We start from the raw sequence: 17,836 nt of genomic DNA, 5'->3' as shown, positions 1-17,836 counted from the left end.
GCCCGGTCCCCGAATAAAGGGGCCGGGTTTTTTCAATATAGGCGCATGCTTTCCAACTCTTGCGACTCGCTAAACATCTCTGGAATCGTGACGAGCTCGTAGCCCTTCTGCTTGAGGATGCGGATCAAACTTGGCAGCGCCTTAACCGTGCCGCTCAGATCCTCTCCGACGCCGCCTCCAGCGTGTTGAAGGATAATGCTGCCGGGGCCGAGCGTCCTCCGTACGTTGCGGAGAATTCGCCCGGCACTGAGTCCTTTCCAATCCTCTGTGTCGACATTCCAGTTGGCTACAAAATATCCCCTGCTCTGCGTCCACATCAGCTGTGCTGGTGTGATCTCGCCGTATGGCGGGCGAAGGAAGCGCGGCGTATATCCAATCTGACTATGCAGGATGTTGCCTGTCCGCTCGATCTGATCCTCGAACTTTCTCATGGAGAGCAGGGCGTAAGAGGTATGGTCATAGGAATGATTACCGACGGAATGACCCTCAGTGATTATGCGGCGAACCATCTCGGGATGTTTCGCGGCACGCTCCCCAACAACAAAGAAGGTTGCCTTCACCTTTTCGCGAGCCAGAATGTCCAGCACCTGGGGGGTATATTCCAGATCCGGCACATCATCAAAGGTCAGCGCGACCCGTTTGGATGAAGTCGGTCCACGAGTGGCGAAAGCACCTGGGTATTTGCGAGCCAGTGTAATCCAGGAAACTCGGCGCGGCTTAGATTGAGTGACGGCATTGGCTGATACTGAAATCGAGCCGTTGTGTGCAGTGTAAAGGTCACCTTGAGGGGGATCTTTTTGCTGCAGAGCGGCAAAACGTCCGCATCCAGCTACTCCTGCTACGAGCAGAAGCAGCCATACAAGACCGATAATGGTTCGAATCATGCGTATGTTGTTGTCGCGCTTGCATGCGAAGTTCACCACTCCACCCCCTTGCTTGTTAAAATGCCGCGTGGCTGACGAGATGGCTCTGAGGCTTGCCGATTAGCTATTCCCTGTGCAGGCTGCACTCATTCTTGATGTACAAAGCTTTGACACAAAATGCGTGGGAGCCTTTCAAGTTGAATGGATTAAGGCTTATATTTTGAAAATTTGAATCGTCCGCTGAAGCTGGGAGGCCATCTGTTGCATGCGGGCCGTCTCCTCCACGACGCTCTGAATGGAGTCGATCTGCCCATTCATGGAAGAGGATACCTGCTGCGTACCGGCTGCCGATTGTTGAGTGATGGCAGAGATATTGCCGATGGCCAAGGAGATGGTGCGAGCGTTGTCCTGCATGCTCTCGCTTTCTCGGGCGAACAATTGGATCTGCTCTGAGATAAAATGCATGCTGGATACGATTTCGCTGAATACGGCCTCAGTCTCTTGAAGCATCTCGGACTGCATTTCTACCGCCTTCTCGTTGATCTTCATATTAGCAGTTGCGTCCTTAAGCCCCGACTCAATGCCTTTGACGAGGTTGAATACTTCCTTGGTCGAGGCAGTTGATTCCTCTGCCAGCTTACGCACTTCCTGCGCGACTACGGCGAAGCCCTTGCCATGTTCACCCGCTCGTGCTGCTTCTATGGAAGCGTTGAGGGAGAGGAGGTTGGTCTGCTCAGCCAAGTCGGAGATCGTACGCGTGATGGCGGAGATGCCGCTTGCCGCTTCGGACAAACGGGCGATAGCCGAGGACACATGGGAGGCGGCCTCTGCTGTACGGCGAGTACCCTCTGCTTGGGTTTCTACGGATTGCTGTCCGCGCTGTACGAGCTGCAGGGCAGCTTCGGAGCGCTCGTTCATTTGTCGGCTGGAATCGGCGTAGGAGGATACCTTGTTCTCGATCTCACGGATGGATTCACTCATATCTCCGACTTCTTCGGAAATCTCATTTGCTCCGGTGGCGAGCTCTCCCGCAGAAAGGGCGACCTGCTCCATGACGCTTTTTACCTCGCTGTTCTTGTCGTAGATGCTGGTACTTGTGTCATTGACGAGACGGCTGATCCGGGACGTGTCAGCGAGAATTTCGCGCAGCTTATCGATCATGCTGTTGAAGGAATGAGCGAGCTGTCCCAAGGAAGAACTGGAAGTGTCGACGCGCTGTGTAAAGTCGCCTTTGGCAATTCGGTAAGCGACCAAGGTCATATCCTCAATCGAGCCCGTTAGCGACTTCTCCACAACTGAAGCGAGGGGATAGGATGCAGCGGCGCCAACGACTAACGCCACAGCGACTGGCCAAAGCGGTGATCCTGCAATTAAGCTCAAAATTAGGAAGAACAAAACGGATACGGCCAACGAGGCATAAATGCCAACGCGGACTTTTTGTTTGATTGAAAGAGCATGATACCATTCCATGTTATCGACCCCTATCGCTTCAAAATAGACATAAGTAAGCGTTATCTTTTAATCGGCATTCAGAGGGAAAATATGTAGGTCCAGGGAAAGGAATTCCCAAATAACTAGTTCTAAAGTCCGTTTTTTAGGGCAGATTTTATTGCTAAACAGATCATAAAGTCCTAGTTGTAGGTAGAATAATATCATATTTTGTAAATTTTTAGTTGATGGGGAAATAAGCTTGTCCTATAATGTCGCTACAGCTGTGCTTCGTGCATCCAGAGGTTTCGTCGCCTAATCTATCGAGATCGGAGGTGAAATTTATGCCAAGCAACAGCTCTTCGCCGCTAGCTCGCCAAGTGGACTTTGTATTCCGCCAGCTTGAATCGGAACTTACCCATGCTTCTGCTGGTACAGTTCTTATTCATATTAGGAACAATACAGTTGGCAAATATGGAATCCGTCATAACCCCATCGAGCTAAAAAATCAAAACTCCTCCCAATCGCTAAAAGGGCTGACCGCCGATCAAGTAAAGGAATTTAGACAGATGGCCGTTGATGCACTGAAGCACAAATGGGATTGGACACATGGCGAAATTTTGTTTGATTTTTCAGTCCGTCAAGGCGCTGCATCCAGTTGGTCGGCAAGTATGCTTTGTGAGTCGAATTACAATATGGCCAGCTCTCATTTTCGCTACGAGCCGAAACATCCGACTATTTGGGATCGCGGTGTATCGGAAGACTAATTGATGTTCCCCAAAAAACAGCCCCTGTCCATTTTTAAATGGACTGGGGCTGTTTTTTTAATTCTAGGGCTAATTTGTTTTTGTTTGGAGCGTATTGACGCTGCAATTAGCGCATGCGTCCTGCGTTTCCGGAGAGCTGTTGCTCAGCGATTTCAACCAGGCGTTTGGTTATGTATCCGCCCAGGGAACCGGCGTCACGAGTCGCCATGTTGCCGTAGTATCCATCTTGTGGAATCTGAATGCCCAGCGCTTGAGCGGCTTCGTATTTCATTTGCTCGAGAGCGGCTTGGCAGCCAGGGACAACCAGTCTGTTGCTGCGGGATCCTGCCATATGTGTCACCTCCTCTTGTAAGAGGTAGTATGCTTACGGATTTCCATTCTATACTCATTTTGGAAAAAGGAATTTTATCGAATTGTTTGCACCTAGATGAGGCCGAGCAAAACGGGAAGAAGAAACAAGGCGTACAGAAACAACGACTGCGAAATTCCAGCCGGTGGTGAATGCCCTCCACAGTTGCAATCCGCTTGTACGTTGTTTCCCTTCCAAGCCTGCACAGCGCTAAATAGCTGGAACAAGGAGAGCACAAACAGTGCCAACAGAGATAGCTTAAGGACGAGGATCATCTGTGGTTCAACATAAAGCTTAAGTTTGCCGGCTCTCGCCATAAAAGTAGCGGTAAGGGAAAGTATGCCTAGTACAACAGCTCTTGCAAGATGATGCAGCGCGAGTATGCTGCGCTCAGTTAACATGGGAATAACCTCCTAAGGAAGATAAATGGCTTCCAACAACCAGGAACCACTCAAGGCGAGCGTTGCTGCGAGCCCAATGATGCCCAGGACGACCCGCGTACGGAAGGAGGCCAGCAGCAGCAACGTGCTTTTCAAATCGATCATGGGACCGAATACGAGGAAGGCGAGCAGAGCCCCATTCTCGAAGCTGCCGCTGAAAGAAGCGGCGACGAACGCATCCGAGGTGGAGCAGAGAGACAGCAGGAAGGCCAGTCCCATCAGGAATAGATGGGAGAGCAACTGATTGCCCCCAAGCTCTTCAAGAAAAGCCCGACTCACAGTCGTTTGAAAAAGAGCGGCGAGAACGGCTCCCATTACCAGGTACTTGCCCATATCGAAAAATTCATCTGAGGCGTGCAGAACGGCCGATTGTACCTCCTTGCCCCTGGATTGCGCCGGCTGGTTCACCTGCTCCGGAAGCGAGGCATACAGGGAAGCGAGATCAACTTTGAGCGGATCGCTCTTCAGCAATTTCCAGAGCATAAGTCCCGTTAACGTTGCTACGGCAAAGGCGAGTCCGACACGGGCGAAGGCCATTTGCGGCGTGCCGCTGAAGGCCGTCCAGGTCGAAATGAATACAACCGGATTGACCACCGGTCCAGCAAGAATATAGACAATGCCCGCGTAGGCAGGCATTCCTTTGCGGATAAGCCGCCGAACGACAGGAATCATGCCGCATTCACAAAGCGGAAACAGGATGCCAAGGAGACCCGCAACCGTTACAGCGAGCAGCGGATGGCGCGGCATGAGCCGCCGGATGAGGCGATCCGATACAAATACCTGCAAAATTGCCGAGAGTATGACCCCTAATAAAACAAAGGGCAGCGCCTCAAGTAAAATACCTGTAAACACAACATTAAAGCGTTTAACTTCTTCAATTGTAATGCCGGAATCCCGGCGAATAATGAGCAAGGCGACAATGCCACTCCCGATTGCCGAAGCAGCCGTCAGTAACGGGAGGATCGGTTTTTGCATAGGATGAAGTTCGCCAACCTTTCTACAGGCTTGTCCGGCCTGGATTAAGCTCGCAGAAGGAGCTTGAAGCCAGTTTATTCGGGAGTGGGGGCTTCTAGAAGCACCGTCTTCTCCAATTCTCCACCAGAATAGTAAGGCTGGGTTGGCTTGACATTTTTAGCGGGATCGCTATAATCGGGCTAAAGGCATTGAACAGAATGGAGTACGCGCTTATAACGGCCATTCATCAGAGAGCTGGCGGTAGCTGTGAAGCCGGCGGGATGGGCAGGTGCGGAATGGACTCTGGAGCCGGGCGATTGCCCCGACTGATCCTCGTTAACGGATTCCAAGACTGGCCAGCTCTATGAGCATCGCCGGTGAATTAGGGTGGCACCACGGTCTCTCGTCCCTTACGGCGAGAGGCCTTTTTTGCGTTTTTTTTTGACCAAATTTTAGGTTTACAAATATCGAGAAAAGGCGTGATGCATGATGAAAAAAGTGCTATCCGGCATCCAGCCGAGCGGCCAGCTTACACTAGGCAACTACATCGGAGCGATTAAAAATTTTGTCAAACTGCAGGAAACCCATGAGTGCTACTTTATGGTTGTTGATCTGCATGCCGTAACGGTACCACAGGAGCCGTCTTCGCTTCGCGAGCAGTCTCAAGCAATAGCGGCGCTCTATTTGGCGGCGGGGATCGACCCGCAGCGCTCGGCAGTCTACATGCAATCACATGTGCGAGCACATGCCGAGCTGGGATGGTTGATGACAACGATGACGTCGATCGGTGAGCTGGAGCGAATGACACAGTTCAAAGACAAGTCCGCCGGCAAAGATTCGGTAGGGGCCGGCCTATTTATCTATCCGTCGCTTATGGCGGCTGATATTCTGGTCTATAATGCGGACCTGGTACCTGTCGGTGACGATCAGAAGCAGCATTTGGAGCTTACTCGCGATCTGGCTGGACGCTTCAATAGTCGCTATGGCGATTTTTTCACCATTCCGCAGCCATATATCCCAGAGGTAGGCGCTCGCATCATGTCGCTTGATGACGCCTCCAAAAAAATGAGCAAGAGCAATCCGAATCCCGGCAGCTTCATCGCTTTGCTGGATTCACCGGATGTGATCCGTAAAAAAATTAGCCGCGCCACGACGGACTCCGGCCGTGAAATCAGATTTGACCAGGCGAACAAGCCTGAGGTAAGCAATCTGATGGGCATTTATGCGCAAATGTCGGGATTGTCTCTTGCCGAGGTTGAAGCTAAATTTGAAGGACAGGGTTACGGACCATTCAAGAAAGAATTGGCCGAGCGGGTCGTAGACGTGCTTGAGCCGCTTCAGCAGCGCTATCACGAAATCCGCAGCTCGGGAATGTTGGAGGATGTACTGCGCGAAGGAGCAGCCAAAGCTGCAGGGGTCGCTGACCGCACTGTTGAGGGTGTTAAAGAGAAGATGGGCTTCCTGAAGGGATAATCAACTCGTAGATCAGGTTACTGCAGGGATCATTTCATTAGAAGCAGCTGATGAGTTGGCCTTTGACCATTCCATCAAGTAGAAAAAGAGCGTCTAGCCGACAATGGGGCTGACGCTCTTTTCGTATTATGAGGCCAGAAATAAGTCTAGCCTATGCACAAATCAGCGTTCTGCTGGTTTATTGTGCTTCAGTCGCGACTTCAACATGAAGCCGCCGCCAATGAAGAGGCATGTAGCGACTCCCAGTGCGATAGCCAACCAGGCGTTGTAGCTGATGGCGATCGCTGTCCCGGTCATAAGGGCGATGGACAGTAACGAATAGATCAAAGCAAGGGGCTTGGACATAGGGTTGAGTGCCTCCCGGAATGAAGTTGAAAAAAAATCTCTAAGCGTAGAATAGAACTGTTGATTCGGAACATAATAAGTTTGCAACACACATCACAGTGCGATCTTCGAAAGGAGCAATTCACAATGGCAAGCAAAAGCGGCAGCAACAGACTGGTCGTACCAGGTGCAAAACAAGCTCTGGAGCAAATGAAATTCGAAGCAGCACAAAGCCTAGGTGTACAAATTCCTGCTGACGGATACTACGGCAACATCGCAACTCGCGACGCAGGTTCGCTGGGCGGCTACATCACCAAGAAACTGGTGCAAATCGCCGAGCAACAACTGTCTGGAAACCAACGCTAAGCGAAATACAAAGCAATGGCTGCACGGTCAGTCTGACCGTGTTGCCGGAAAAAGTCCAAGGGAAACCTTGGGCTTTTTTTTGTTCATAAGAACATGCTTGCCGCATGCAAAAGGCCCCCTCTATTGTGAATCAAGGGGGCCCAATTGGTCAACCATCCAATCACCGCCAAATCTGCTGGCGGAAGGATCAATAGGTGTTCATGCGCAGCCTTTTTTGCAGTCTCTCGTCGCTAAGCCAGCCCACATAGGAGCCAAGCGTTTTATAATCAAGGTCCATGACAACGACGGCGACGAAAGGATACTGCTTGCGGTAGCGATAGCGAACATCAAACCATCTAACCTCGTAGCCCCATGAATGCTCCGTAACCTCCGAGCAAGAGAACGATGTGAAATAGAGGAAAGCCTTCACGGAAGCATCAAATTTGGATTGCTCAATGGCGGGATGCTCTTGGCAGCGGGCGAAGCCGTTCCAGGTAAGTTTTCCTTTGCGAAGATCACCTATCCGAAAAGCACCATCTTGTAGCTGCTTAACGATATTCCAACTGTTAGGGCGAAGCGTCGGGATCAAAATGTAACTTTCGCCTTCCGATGCCAATGGATCAAGCGTTGGCAGTGAGCGTGCTACACGTTTATGCTCGAGCGTTCGCCAAACATAATAAAGCACAATGAACAAATAAAGAATCGGAAAGATAATCTGTGGAGCAGCCGCCCCAAACGCCCAGAGCAGCAAGGCTGCGGTATGGCTAATGAACAGAAAGGGATCAAAAATGTGAATGATGTTCCACGAGATCCACTTTGGCGAGATTGGCCGTGCCGCTTGTGTTCCGTAGGTATTGAAGCAATCGCTGAACACATGAACGGAGACGGCCAGCAATACCCAGAAGACTAAGTTCGTCCAAGCGATGTTTCCTTGCCATGCCCACGCAATAGCAGCTGTTATAATCGCAGTCCAGCCCAGTACAGCCGGGAGAGAATGGGAAGCGCCACGGTGATTTTTAATGTAAAGAGCATTGCTTTTCAGTCTTAGAAAGCTGTCGAGATCTGGCGCTTGGGAGCCGATGATTGTGCCCGTCATAACGGCGCCGAATAGCGCTGGACTGGCGGCCACAGCCGGATCTACGGTGGCTAGGCCGGCAAGTCCAAGACCAAATACCAGATGCGTGCCCGTATCCAGCTGAACCCCTCCTTTTTAAGCTGAGTTTGTTTTGAAAGTAGCATTCCCCCGGGCAATTGGCGCTATCCCAACGCTGCTTGGACAGAGCCAGCTGGGGATGCTAGGATAAGGAAATGTTGAAATCGGACAAGCTGAGCACAGGAAGGAGCCTTACAAAAATGCAAAATTTCGCTCTGATGGTGGAATACAAAATAGAAGAAAAACACCGGGAGGAATATTTAAAGCTGCTGGGGCAGCTGCGCCTGCTTAATTCAGGCCTACAGTTGTACGAGGGAAACGAGCAGCCCGGGCTGTTTGTTGAAATATGGCCAGTCGCTTCCGAAGAGGAAGCGGCAGCATGCAAAGAAGAGCGCCTTGATGGGCGCTCTCCTTGGAAGCCGATAAGCGGCTGGACAGTTGGCGGTCCCGATCGCATTCACGCCTGGACTTTCAAGCCGATATTGCCGCTAAATTAGGCTTACATTGCTGGAGTCGTGTTAGTGATCATTTGACCTTGGAATGCGTACTCATAGTTGATTGGGCCGTCGAAGGTAACGTAATCCAAGTTGAGCGTGAGCAAAAGGTAACGCATTCCTGTAGCGGGATCGCTGATGATGATGTGGTCACGGCCGGCAGCTTCAATGATGCCGCGGAAGATTTTGGCGTTCCATTCTTTGTTGTTTTCATAAGTCATATAGAATGTAGCCATCTTGCCGCGGTTCAACCGCAGGATGTTCTCAACATAGGATTCCTCGGTAGGAATGGCCTGAATCGTGCCGCCCTGCGGCGTAACGACAGCTCCGTTTGGTACAGCTGGAGGCATAGCAACGACGCTGCTAGGCATCGTCATCGTTGAAGGCATCATGGCACTGTTGTTGGCCCACATTGGAGGGTTGTAAGGCATTGGCATTCCGGGATAGCCACCTTGGGCGTACATGCGATAGTCATAAGTATTCGACATTAGAATTCCCCGCTCTCTCTGATTTATCGTTCGCAATCAATAAACATTCGGGCAGTCTGATGCTGTTGGAGCAAAGAAGCAATGCGCTTTATAGCGGCCTGTGTTGGCCTGGTCATACCATGTTCCTGGGCAGCCGCCGGAAGGACGGAAGAACCATAATGCATTGCTGGCCGGATGCTGCCGTTCACCTTTGATAACCCGCTCTGCAAGCCGAATTTCTTTGTCTCTGGCCTTCTGGTAAAAATAGCTTTTTTGCACGGCTTCATATCCACCGGGACTTTGATACACCATATCCGGTATGGAACGGATATTGCGAAAGTCGAGGCAATTGCTGAGCACGCGATTGACGCTTACATTACCGACCATGAGCATACCGAGCTCGCCTTCGCCCTCTGCCTCCGCCCGCATCAGCCGGGCAAGTAACTTAGTGTCCGCGGAGTTCGTTTTGATCGCCATCTCTCTGGAATCACGCTCCTCCTGCGGGGTTCTGGCACATTTAACCGGATGCCCTCCCGCGTGGGCTTATGACCACATGTATAATCTATGCGGGCAAATGCCAGGTGTGCCTTCTTTATGCCAAAAAAAGGTCGAAATATTGACACTGGCATGTCGAAATCTTGAACAAGTCAACCGTTGCGTTGTCACCAGGTTTTATTTTCGGTATCATTAGTAAAGTTGAATACTGAAGCCCTTAGCGCCGCGATGCGCTTTTGCCGCTCCAAAAACAGGAGGCGCACGACTGTGCTGAAAGACCTGATTGCACTTACAAAGCCGGGAATCGTTCGGATGAACGCTTTTGCAGCTTTTGGCGGTTTTTGGGTAGCATCCCGCTGGAGTATCGATTGGATGCTGCTGATCTGGATGTTGATCGGAACTTCCTTAACTATGGCTTCGGCCTGCGTCATCAATAATTACTGGGACCGCGAACTGGATACGAGAATGGAACGTACCAAAAATCGCGCTCTGCCCACGGGGCGCATCTCTCCCGGGTTTGTCATCGCCTACGGCTTGCTGCTGGGGGCTGCCGGTCTCGTTTTGCTTTTTCTAATGGTTAACTCGCTGGCCGGCTGGCTCGGCCTGTTGGGCTGGTTCGTTTATATCGTGGTTTACACGATCTGGTTGAAACGCAGCTCCACTTGGAGCACGTCCATCGGAGGCATCTCCGGGGCGATGCCTCCAGTCATCGGTTACTGTGCCGTAACCGGAACTGTGGATGCTGGTGCCTGGATTTTGTTTGCACTGCTTTTCCTATGGCAGCCTGCACATTTCTGGTCACTCGCCATCCGCAGGGTGGAAGAGTACCGTGCAGCCGGCTACCCGCTACTCCCCGTCGTCAAGGGCATCAAGCGGACGAAGCTGCAAATGATTCCTTACGTGCTGCTGTTGATTCCAACCGTAATTCTAATGTACGCGTATGGCTACACCGGACAGTGGTTCCTGTGGGTTGGCGGCATTCTGACTATCGTCTGGTTCGTCCATACGCTCTTCGGCATGAACGCCAAGTCGGAGGAGAAGACGGAGAAGTGGGCCAAGACGAACTTCCTTATCTCGGTCAACTATTTGCTCGTCGTTTTTCTGCTCATGATTGTGGATACTCAGCGTGATGCGAATGCTTCGGGCTGGATTACAAGTTTATTCCCGTGATGGATTATTATTTCGGATCGGACAAGTTTTACAAGGGTGTGGCTCCGCAGTTTGCGGAGCTTGCCGATGCGAGCTGAGCGTTTGTTTTTATTAGAACGACAGCTCGTTTTTCTTCATTTTTATTGCTTGCGCTTACATAGGGGCCATAGGGGCCAAAGGAGAGAATTCAATGCCATTCGTTCGTAAGCATGCGTTCAAAATTGCCCTCTTCGCGCTATGCGCGCTAATGGGAGCTTATCTGCTTTATACCAACTACTCCGAGAGCCGCAGCGCAGTGTCTATGCCGATTGACAAGCCTGCACCGGCCTTTACGCTGCAAAATGTGCATGATAACAATAAGGAAGTTTCCCTTGCGGATTCGGACGGTAAGGTTCGCTTGTATTACTTCTATTGGGCCAACTGTCCAGATGTTTGCCCGGCGACGACGTTCATTCTGTCAAAGGTGCAGGATCAGCTCAAAGAGGCTGGGCTGTTTGGAAGCAAGGTGGAGATTAACTCGGTGACGTTTGATCCAGAGCGGGACACACCAGAGAAGATCCAAGCATTCGCCGCCAAATTCAATGCGGACACAACAGGCTGGAAGTTCCTGCGCAATCCAGACGCCGCTGTTTCGGAGAAGCTTGTTAAGGACTTCGGGCTCTCGCTGATGGTGGACGAGAACAAAAACTACAGCCATAATGATACGATCTCGGTTGTAGACAAGAAGGGCAAAATCCGCAAGTACATTACCGGTGGCATGAACGTGGAGTTGACACCGGATGAGATCGCTGCTTCCATCGTCGAAGCGGTCAAAGCACTAACCTAGATAGGCTGGTCAGCGCCGCCGTCTCCCTGTGGGGAGGCGGGAGCGCGCCGGCTTTTTATTTTTATCTATATAGTGCGAGTTCAAAAAGGGTGCCATTCAGCACCGAGAAGGTTGTATGAACCAGAAGAAGGAGGAGCGGAGTGTAGGCAAACCTACATGAGCACCGGACTTCGAAGGTGAACACAAGATTCGATGTCGAGTTCGCTTCCTGGTTTACATCGTGATCAATGGTGGCCTTTTTGAACAACCTTTATCGTCAAAAGAAAGAAGGGTACTTCCATCATGGCTTTATTAGGCTCCATTCTGCTGAATAACATTATCCCGCTATGTATTATGATTCTGATCGGTGTGCTCATGCAGCGCATCTTCACACTTGATATTCGGACGTTGTCCAAGCTGAACTTTTACTTGTTCTCGCCGGCTGTAATTTTCAAGCTGTTGTATATGACAGATATTCCGGTAGCGCTGATCGGTCAGGTGCTGCTATTTTTTGCCCTGTTCATGGGAATGCAGTACGGGCTTGCGGAGCTAGTCATTCGACTGCGGGGTTACAAGGGAGGCATGCGTGCCGCCATGCGCAACAGCGTGCTTTTCTACAATAGCGCTAACTATGGCATCCCGCTCAACCAGCTTGCTTTTGCGGCCAATCCGTTCACGCTCTCCATCCAGGTGCTGATTATGATGATGCAGTCGCTGCTTCCTAATACATACGGCATCTACAGCGTCAACGCTCATAAAAGCAGCTTCGCTGACATCCGGCGGCAAATCATTTCCCAGCCTGTTATTTACGTAATTCCGCTGGCATTTGCGCTCAATTGGACGGGTGTGTCGATGCCTATTTATCTATCCACGCCGCTCGATTATGTGGCTAATGCCTTTATCGGCACAGCTCTGCTGACGCTTGGCGTGCAGCTCGGAAGCATGAAGCGCGGTGGTGGTATGAACAAGAGGCGGGGGATTGACCTGAGTTTGTCGCTTGCAATGCGTCTGGTTGCCGGCCCGCTGCTGGCAGTATTAGCCGTGTGGATGCTTGGCATCGAAGGCATGGCCGCCAAGGCACTTATCGTCAGCTCGGCGGTGCCGACCTCGCTGAGCAGTGTGCTGCTCGCGGTTGAATTCGATAATGAGCCTGAATTCTCATCTCAGGCAGTTCTACTCTCGACGGTGCTTAGCATTGCAACGGTTACCGCAGTTATTGCGCTGCTCGACATTTGACGTAATGAACCCTCAAAGGGCTTTTTTAGCCAAATCAGAAAAAAATGTGCGACCATTCTTCGCTTGTTAGCAAGCTATGCCGATAATGGTAAAAGTACATCATGATTGTGCCCGCCTATCAGCTTGAGGCGGAGCCCGGAGGGAGTTCGGATGTGAGAGCTGCCATTCGCCGATTCACGGCCTATCGTAAAAACCAGCTGACCCAATGGTCATTGCTAGGTTCAGTATTTATTCTGCTTGCCCTGTTGATCTCTTGGAGCACTTCTCTCTATAAGGAGCAACTTATTAACGAGGCTTACAAGGAAGCTTCCGTGCAGCTTTCCTCAAAGGCCAATGAGCTGAAGCTCGGAGTGGAGCGGCGGCTGTTATTGTCCGAAAGTCTCGTGGCTTTTGTGGGAATGGAGCTGCGCTCCAACGGTTATGTCGACCATGAAAGATTTGAGCAGTTCTCGGGACATTTTGTGCCGCTGCTGCCTGATGTCCGCAATCTTTCCCTCTATCCAAAAGGAGTGGCTTGGTATGTTTATCCTCAGACCGGCAACGAGCATGTAATTGGTTCGGACTTGTTCAAGGACAAACGCCCAGAGGTGCGTGAGAACGCATTGCGAGCCAAAGAACTCAGGACCGTAACGCTGATCGGACCGGTCGATCTGCTGCAGGGCGGCAGCGGCTTGGTAACCCGGCAATCTGTTTATACGGAGGACAAGTTTTGGGGATTTGTCTCGGTTGTCATTGATCTGCCAGAGATGCTGGACGGGATATCAAAAGGTTTTCGAAACGATCTGTTCGATGTTGCGCTCCGAGTAAACGGCCAAGTGCTGCTCGGTGATCCGAAGTTATTCAAGCAAAACCAGCTTAGCGAGGTTGTCTCGGTTCCGGATGGCAAGTGGGAGCTGGCTGGCGCGCTTAAACAAGAGAAACATCAGATGATTGCGATGAAGCTGTGGCTGATCAGGCTGTTTGCCCTGTTATGCATGGCACTTGTCCTTTATCAGGTCTATGTACAGCTGACGAGCCGGACCAAGCTTGCGGAGAAGGTATCCCAGCGCACTCGGGAGCTTCAGGAGGCGAATGAAGAGATTGAAGCCTCCAACGAGGAACTGCTTGCCATTGAGGAGGAATTGCGCGCACAAAACCGCATGCTGGAGAGCAAGGAGCGGGATCTTCGCTATCTGGCTTACCATGATCCGCTTACAGGGCTGTACAATCGTTCCTTCTTCAACTTGCATTTGAAGGAGAGCATCGCTGAGGCGGAGCGTACTGGAACCCAAATTACGCTGCTGTATTTGGATTTGGACCAGTTCAAGCTGGTCAATGATACATTCGGACATATTCGCGGCGATGGGCTGTTGCGGGAAGCTGCCGAGCGGCTCACCGGCCGGAAGGAAGGGCAGCCGGAGCCGTTGCCAGACAACGGACCTGCCTATTTCCGTATCGGCGGGGATGAATTCACGGTGGTGCTTCCTTCTGTCCCGGATAGGGAAGAAGCGGAGGGGCTGGCAGCCGCCATCATCGAGCGGTTCCGCTCTCCATTCTTTATTCAAGGTGCTGAATATTTTCTGACGACAAGCATCGGCATCGCACTTTATCCAGATCATGGAGGGGATGCTCCGGCTCTGACGCAACATGCCGATCTCGCCATGTACAGGGCGAAGGAGGAAGGCAAAAACCACTACAGATGGTTCGACGGCACTGTCGCTCCCGAGTCAGCAAGATTGATGGAGCTGCGTAACGGGCTGCGGCGCGCGATGGAGCGAGGAGAGTTCGAAGTTTACTACCAGCCGCAAATTGAGACGGCAACAGGCAAGCTGTCGGGGCTGGAGGCGCTGCTGCGCTGGAAACATCCACGGCTCGGACAAATTTCACCCCAGCAGTTCATTCCGCTTGCGGAGGAAACAGGCCTGATCGTGGAAATAGGGGAGTGGGTGCTGCACACAGCGTGCGCTCAGAACAAGGCTTGGCATGATGCAGGCTGTCCTAAACTGCGGATAGCTGTCAATCTGTCGGCCCGCCAGTTCGCGGCTCCGGATTTGGTTGGAACTGTGCGGAATGTGCTGGAGCAGACGGGGCTGGATGCCCGCTTCCTGGAGCTGGAGATTACCGAGAATATGGCGATGAAAAATGAGAATCTCACTACGCTTGAGCAACTGAAGGATATGGGCATCCTGCTGTCGATCGACGACTTCGGCACGCAGCATTCCTCGCTAAGCTACCTGAAGCGGCTGCCAGTCAGCCGAATCAAGATTGACCGCTCGTTCGTGAGCGGCATCGGTGTGGACGAGCGGGACGAGGCGATCATTCATGCGATGCTGGTGATCGCTCGTCGGCTCCATCTGTCCGTTGTCGCCGAAGGGGTGGAAACAGAGCCTCAGTTCGGTTTCCTCGAAGAGCATAACTGCGATGAGATTCAGGGGTATCTATTTTTCAAGCCGCAGTCTGCGGAACACATAGGAAAAGTGCTGCGGGACAGTTTGCCAGGGGAGAGCCGGGATAGTCGGGCGAGTGAGGATATGGAGGATGAGGATCTGGAAGGTGAGGACTGGAAAAGAGTAGGGACGGGACGGGCCTCATCGTGAGTTAGTGATGCGGGAGATGAGGAGACGGAAGGGTCTTATCCTGAGTCGGCGATGCGGCGGTTTAGCATGAGGTTCTGAGCAATGAGGCACAGGGACATGAAGTTCAGAGCTTCATAGCCCGTCCTCTTTATTCCAGCGTGGTTCTGGTGACGCATCCGGAAATATCAGCTCCTCGTCGAAACCGGCCTTCTGGAGCTGCTCCAGTAAATACTCTGGAGGTGTCTTTTCCACTCCGGGATAGCCGCGTCGGGTATAGATATGTTCGGCGTCAGGGAATTGGTCGCGGAGAAGGCCACGGATGCGCTTGCCGGAGGAGTCGTTGTCGGTGAAGATGAACACCTGGCTGTCTCCGGCCTGCTTAGTCAGCGTTTCCAGCTGGATCGATCCCGGCGTACCGTAGGTGCACAGAATCGTGACTTCCTCGCTGAGTACCTTGCGCAGCCGACTGCGATCGTTTTTACCCTCCACGATAATAACCGTATTCATGGGGGACCTCCTTTCAAGCTGCGCCTTGCGCAGCTTTTTTGATTTACCTTCGGCTTATTGCCCATTCGCTATTCCTTAACTTTACCTTGTCTATCGGAAGAATCTCAAGGGTAACAGGTTCCACAAGTAAGACTGATCAAGCAGGCCATCGGGAAGTGGAGGAGGTGAAACTCCATCCGCTAACGAATCGTTATAGCCTTAGAAGCGGTCAGAGCAGCTAGGCTAGACGAGTACTCAGCAAGGACCTTCCAGCATATTCCTGGTTCTTCTAGATGCCGCCCAATACCTGCCAGCCCGCCAGGGCCATGTGTCGACTAAAACCAGCCCGGAGCACAAAAAGGAAGGCCCGCAGACTGCGGGCCTTCAAGTTTCTTATGAGAGCGGGGTTCGGGGCAGTATCTGCTGGGTTTAGTTGCAGAAGCTGCTGATGATAATGACTAGCAGAATAAATAATACCAGAATTGCGCCTGTGGAAGTCCACACGCTGCCGCCAGAATTACAGCCTTGATTACACTCGCCACCATAAGACATCTTGTTGGTCACCCCTTCGCTACTTGTTGGGGTCATTAGGAAGGCGGCCACGCTCGCCGCGGCCACCTGTTCCGTCAGACATGGTGCAGTATATGTAGCGAGTTAGCCTATGCCCTGTGCATTCACCCAGATTCAGCGCAATTGGGCGGTTGCGGAGCCAGCTCTTCTGCGGCCGCCGTGGAGGGGCAAAATCGCTGCAGCCAGCATGAGCACGAAGAAAGAGATAAAGTAAGGGGATATAAAGTCCCGTACTTGCCCCGCGATCATCGGGCCGAGAAAGGCTCCAACCGAGAAGGCAATTGACAGCAGTGAGAAGGTGCGCCCGTAACGAGCTCTCGAGCTGAGCTCAATCAGCAAGGTGGACAATGCGGGGAAAATAATGCCCTTGGCCATACCGACTCCAAGCAGCATGTACACGAGCGGCAGTGGAGCTTCTGTTGCAATGCCATAGTAGACAGCCGCAAGCATGAGAGCACCCCATAACGTGCGGGTAAAGGCGGGCACACGATTCAGAAATAACATGCTAAGCGTGATCAGTCCGCCCAGGCTGACGACCGAGAACAGCAGGCCGGTACGCATCATTCCCTCCGTGCTGGTAGACATCAGTGGCAGCTCGAAGGAAAGGATGCCTTGCGAGCAGCTAATTGCGACCGGTAGAGCATAGAGAAGCCAAGGGAAGCGGTCTTGCTCCTGCTCCTCTTCGGCAAATCCGGCTGAGCCTGGAGACGATCCTTGCTGCCCCGCCCCCTGTGGAGCTGAATTCGCCGAACCCGCCGAATTCTCCGAACTCACGGAACCCGCCGAACCCGGCGGGCTCGCTGGGTTCGCCATACCGTCTGTCTGCGGATCCCGCACGAACAGGATGGCGCAGATGGCGGTGACGATCAACACCCAGCCGAGCAAATAAAAGGCACTGGTGAAGCCGATGCTCGCGACTAGGAATGCACCTGCTGCTGGAGAGACGACGGAGGCGAGCGTATGAACGAAACCGCTGCCGGACATGAGGCGGCCTTGTTGCACCGCATTGGTTGCCATCCTTGCCAGCAGTGCGCTGCAGGCAGGAGACAGGAAAGCCAGCACGAAGCCGCTGATTGAGCGTAGCACGAGCAACTGCCATGGATTCGTAACCTGCGCCTGCAGCAGCAGGATCAGGCCGGCGCCAAGCAGGCTAAGCGCAATGAAGATGCGGCTGCCAAAGCGGTCGATGCTGAAGCCGGCAATCAGGTTGCCGGGCAGATGCGTGATCGAATAGAGCCCCATCATCAGACCAATGAAGGACGGCGCCGCTCCAAGGGAAACGGCAAAGGGAGTCAGAATTGGATACTGGGCATGCAGGTCAAACATCGCCACGAAAAGAAACAGGTACAGCCAGATGGCTGTTTTCACGGCGGAAACCTCCTTTGCAGCTGTCTTCAGTTGAGATGTGATCAAGCATGGCTCTACTACTTGTACGCCCATGTTGGACAGGATATGCCGCTGACCAGTCTCGGGCCGCGTTTAC

19 protein-coding genes are annotated in these 17,836 nt (G+C 52.3%); 8 read left to right on the top strand and 11 right to left on the bottom strand.

Going from position 1 to position 17,836, the window contains the following annotated elements; translation table 11 throughout:
• Positions 1-32: 32 nt before the first annotated feature.
• Positions 33-920 (bottom strand): polysaccharide deacetylase family protein, encoded by an 888-nt coding sequence (locus CGZ75_RS23310; RefSeq protein ID WP_245851104.1) that lies wholly within the window; start codon positions 918-920, stop codon positions 33-35.
• A 156-nt stretch (positions 921-1,076) separates the two neighbouring features.
• The gene (locus CGZ75_RS23305; protein WP_089526797.1) at positions 1,077-2,333 is read right to left on the bottom strand and encodes a methyl-accepting chemotaxis protein; all 1,257 of its coding nucleotides are present in this window, start codon (positions 2,331-2,333) and stop codon (positions 1,077-1,079) included.
• A 302-nt stretch (positions 2,334-2,635) separates the two neighbouring features.
• Between CGZ75_RS23305 and CGZ75_RS23300 the strand changes: the two genes are divergently transcribed.
• On the top strand, positions 2,636-3,058 hold the full coding sequence (locus CGZ75_RS23300; protein ID WP_089526795.1) for an O-methyltransferase: 423 nt from the start codon (positions 2,636-2,638) through the stop codon (positions 3,056-3,058).
• A 106-nt stretch (positions 3,059-3,164) separates the two neighbouring features.
• Here the strand turns inward: CGZ75_RS23300 and CGZ75_RS23295 are convergent, their stop codons facing one another.
• The 3 genes from CGZ75_RS23295 to CGZ75_RS23285 form a co-directional block, all read right to left on the bottom strand.
• Entirely contained in the window at positions 3,165-3,389 is a 225-nt protein-coding gene (locus CGZ75_RS23295; RefSeq protein WP_089526793.1) for an alpha/beta-type small acid-soluble spore protein, read from the bottom strand.
• Between the two features lie 92 nt (positions 3,390-3,481).
• Positions 3,482-3,808 carry a DUF1980 domain-containing protein gene (locus tag CGZ75_RS23290; protein ID WP_089526791.1) on the bottom strand — a complete coding sequence of 109 codons (327 nt, stop codon included), beginning with the start codon at positions 3,806-3,808 and terminating at the stop codon, positions 3,482-3,484.
• A 12-nt stretch (positions 3,809-3,820) separates the two neighbouring features.
• Entirely contained in the window at positions 3,821-4,822 is a 1,002-nt protein-coding gene (locus CGZ75_RS23285) for a permease (protein ID WP_089526789.1), read from the bottom strand.
• Positions 4,823-5,290: 468 nt separating this feature from the next.
• On the opposite strand from CGZ75_RS23285, the gene trpS reads away from it, so the two are divergent.
• A complete protein-coding gene (trpS, locus tag CGZ75_RS23280; RefSeq protein ID WP_089526986.1) occupies positions 5,291-6,274 on the top strand; it encodes a tryptophan--tRNA ligase in 984 nt (327 codons plus the stop codon).
• 162 nt (positions 6,275-6,436) lie between these two features.
• Here trpS and CGZ75_RS23275 read toward each other — a convergent pair whose 3' ends face one another.
• Positions 6,437-6,619 carry a DUF5325 family protein gene (locus tag CGZ75_RS23275; protein WP_089526787.1) on the bottom strand — a complete coding sequence of 61 codons (183 nt, stop codon included), beginning with the start codon at positions 6,617-6,619 and terminating at the stop codon, positions 6,437-6,439.
• Positions 6,620-6,745: 126 nt separating this feature from the next.
• On the opposite strand from CGZ75_RS23275, the gene CGZ75_RS23270 reads away from it, so the two are divergent.
• Complete coding sequence (locus CGZ75_RS23270; protein WP_089526785.1) at positions 6,746-6,964, top strand: alpha/beta-type small acid-soluble spore protein; 219 nt, start codon at positions 6,746-6,748, stop codon at positions 6,962-6,964.
• Positions 6,965-7,151: 187 nt separating this feature from the next.
• On the opposite strand, the gene CGZ75_RS23265 is transcribed toward CGZ75_RS23270, so the two are convergent.
• Complete coding sequence (locus tag CGZ75_RS23265) at positions 7,152-8,138, bottom strand: metal-dependent hydrolase (RefSeq protein WP_089526783.1); 987 nt, start codon at positions 8,136-8,138, stop codon at positions 7,152-7,154.
• Between the two features lie 158 nt (positions 8,139-8,296).
• On the opposite strand from CGZ75_RS23265, the gene CGZ75_RS23260 reads away from it, so the two are divergent.
• Positions 8,297-8,593 carry a hypothetical protein gene (locus CGZ75_RS23260; RefSeq protein ID WP_089526781.1) on the top strand — a complete coding sequence of 99 codons (297 nt, stop codon included), beginning with the start codon at positions 8,297-8,299 and terminating at the stop codon, positions 8,591-8,593.
• Between the two features lie 2 nt (positions 8,594-8,595).
• Here CGZ75_RS23260 and gerQ read toward each other — a convergent pair whose 3' ends face one another.
• Both gerQ and CGZ75_RS23250 read right to left on the bottom strand, forming a co-directional pair.
• On the bottom strand, positions 8,596-9,078 hold the full coding sequence (gene gerQ, locus CGZ75_RS23255; RefSeq protein ID WP_245851102.1) for a spore coat protein GerQ: 483 nt from the start codon (positions 9,076-9,078) through the stop codon (positions 8,596-8,598).
• A 36-nt stretch (positions 9,079-9,114) separates the two neighbouring features.
• Complete coding sequence (locus CGZ75_RS23250; RefSeq protein WP_089526779.1) at positions 9,115-9,534, bottom strand: cell wall hydrolase; 420 nt, start codon at positions 9,532-9,534, stop codon at positions 9,115-9,117.
• Between the two features lie 285 nt (positions 9,535-9,819).
• Here CGZ75_RS23250 and cyoE point away from each other — a divergent pair, with 285 nt between their 5' ends.
• The 4 genes from cyoE (at position 9,820) to CGZ75_RS23230 (ending at position 15,318) form a co-directional block, all read left to right on the top strand.
• A complete protein-coding gene (cyoE, locus tag CGZ75_RS23245) occupies positions 9,820-10,722 on the top strand; it encodes a heme o synthase (protein ID WP_245851100.1) in 903 nt (300 codons plus the stop codon).
• A 169-nt stretch (positions 10,723-10,891) separates the two neighbouring features.
• Positions 10,892-11,527, top strand: a complete 636-nt coding sequence (locus tag CGZ75_RS23240; RefSeq protein WP_089526776.1) for an SCO family protein — start codon at positions 10,892-10,894, stop codon at positions 11,525-11,527.
• Positions 11,528-11,809: 282 nt separating this feature from the next.
• Positions 11,810-12,742, top strand: a complete 933-nt coding sequence (locus tag CGZ75_RS23235) for an AEC family transporter (RefSeq protein WP_089526774.1) — start codon at positions 11,810-11,812, stop codon at positions 12,740-12,742.
• Between the two features lie 152 nt (positions 12,743-12,894).
• Entirely contained in the window at positions 12,895-15,318 is a 2,424-nt protein-coding gene (locus tag CGZ75_RS23230; protein WP_176444993.1) for a bifunctional diguanylate cyclase/phosphodiesterase, read from the top strand.
• Between the two features lie 111 nt (positions 15,319-15,429).
• On the opposite strand, the gene CGZ75_RS23225 is transcribed toward CGZ75_RS23230, so the two are convergent.
• The gene (locus CGZ75_RS23225; RefSeq protein ID WP_089526770.1) at positions 15,430-15,804 is read right to left on the bottom strand and encodes a toprim domain-containing protein; all 375 of its coding nucleotides are present in this window, start codon (positions 15,802-15,804) and stop codon (positions 15,430-15,432) included.
• A gap of 663 nt (positions 15,805-16,467) precedes the next feature.
• On the bottom strand, positions 16,468-17,721 hold the full coding sequence (locus CGZ75_RS23220; protein ID WP_089526768.1) for an MFS transporter: 1,254 nt from the start codon (positions 17,719-17,721) through the stop codon (positions 16,468-16,470).
• Positions 17,722-17,836 lie beyond the last annotated feature (115 nt).

The sequence above is a fragment of the Paenibacillus herberti genome (assembly GCF_002233675.1).
In the GTDB taxonomy this organism is placed as follows: domain Bacteria; phylum Bacillota; class Bacilli; order Paenibacillales; family Paenibacillaceae; genus Paenibacillus_O; species Paenibacillus_O herberti.
Note: the sequence above shows the minus strand (reverse complement) of the source record. Positions and strands in the feature narration are given on the sequence as shown.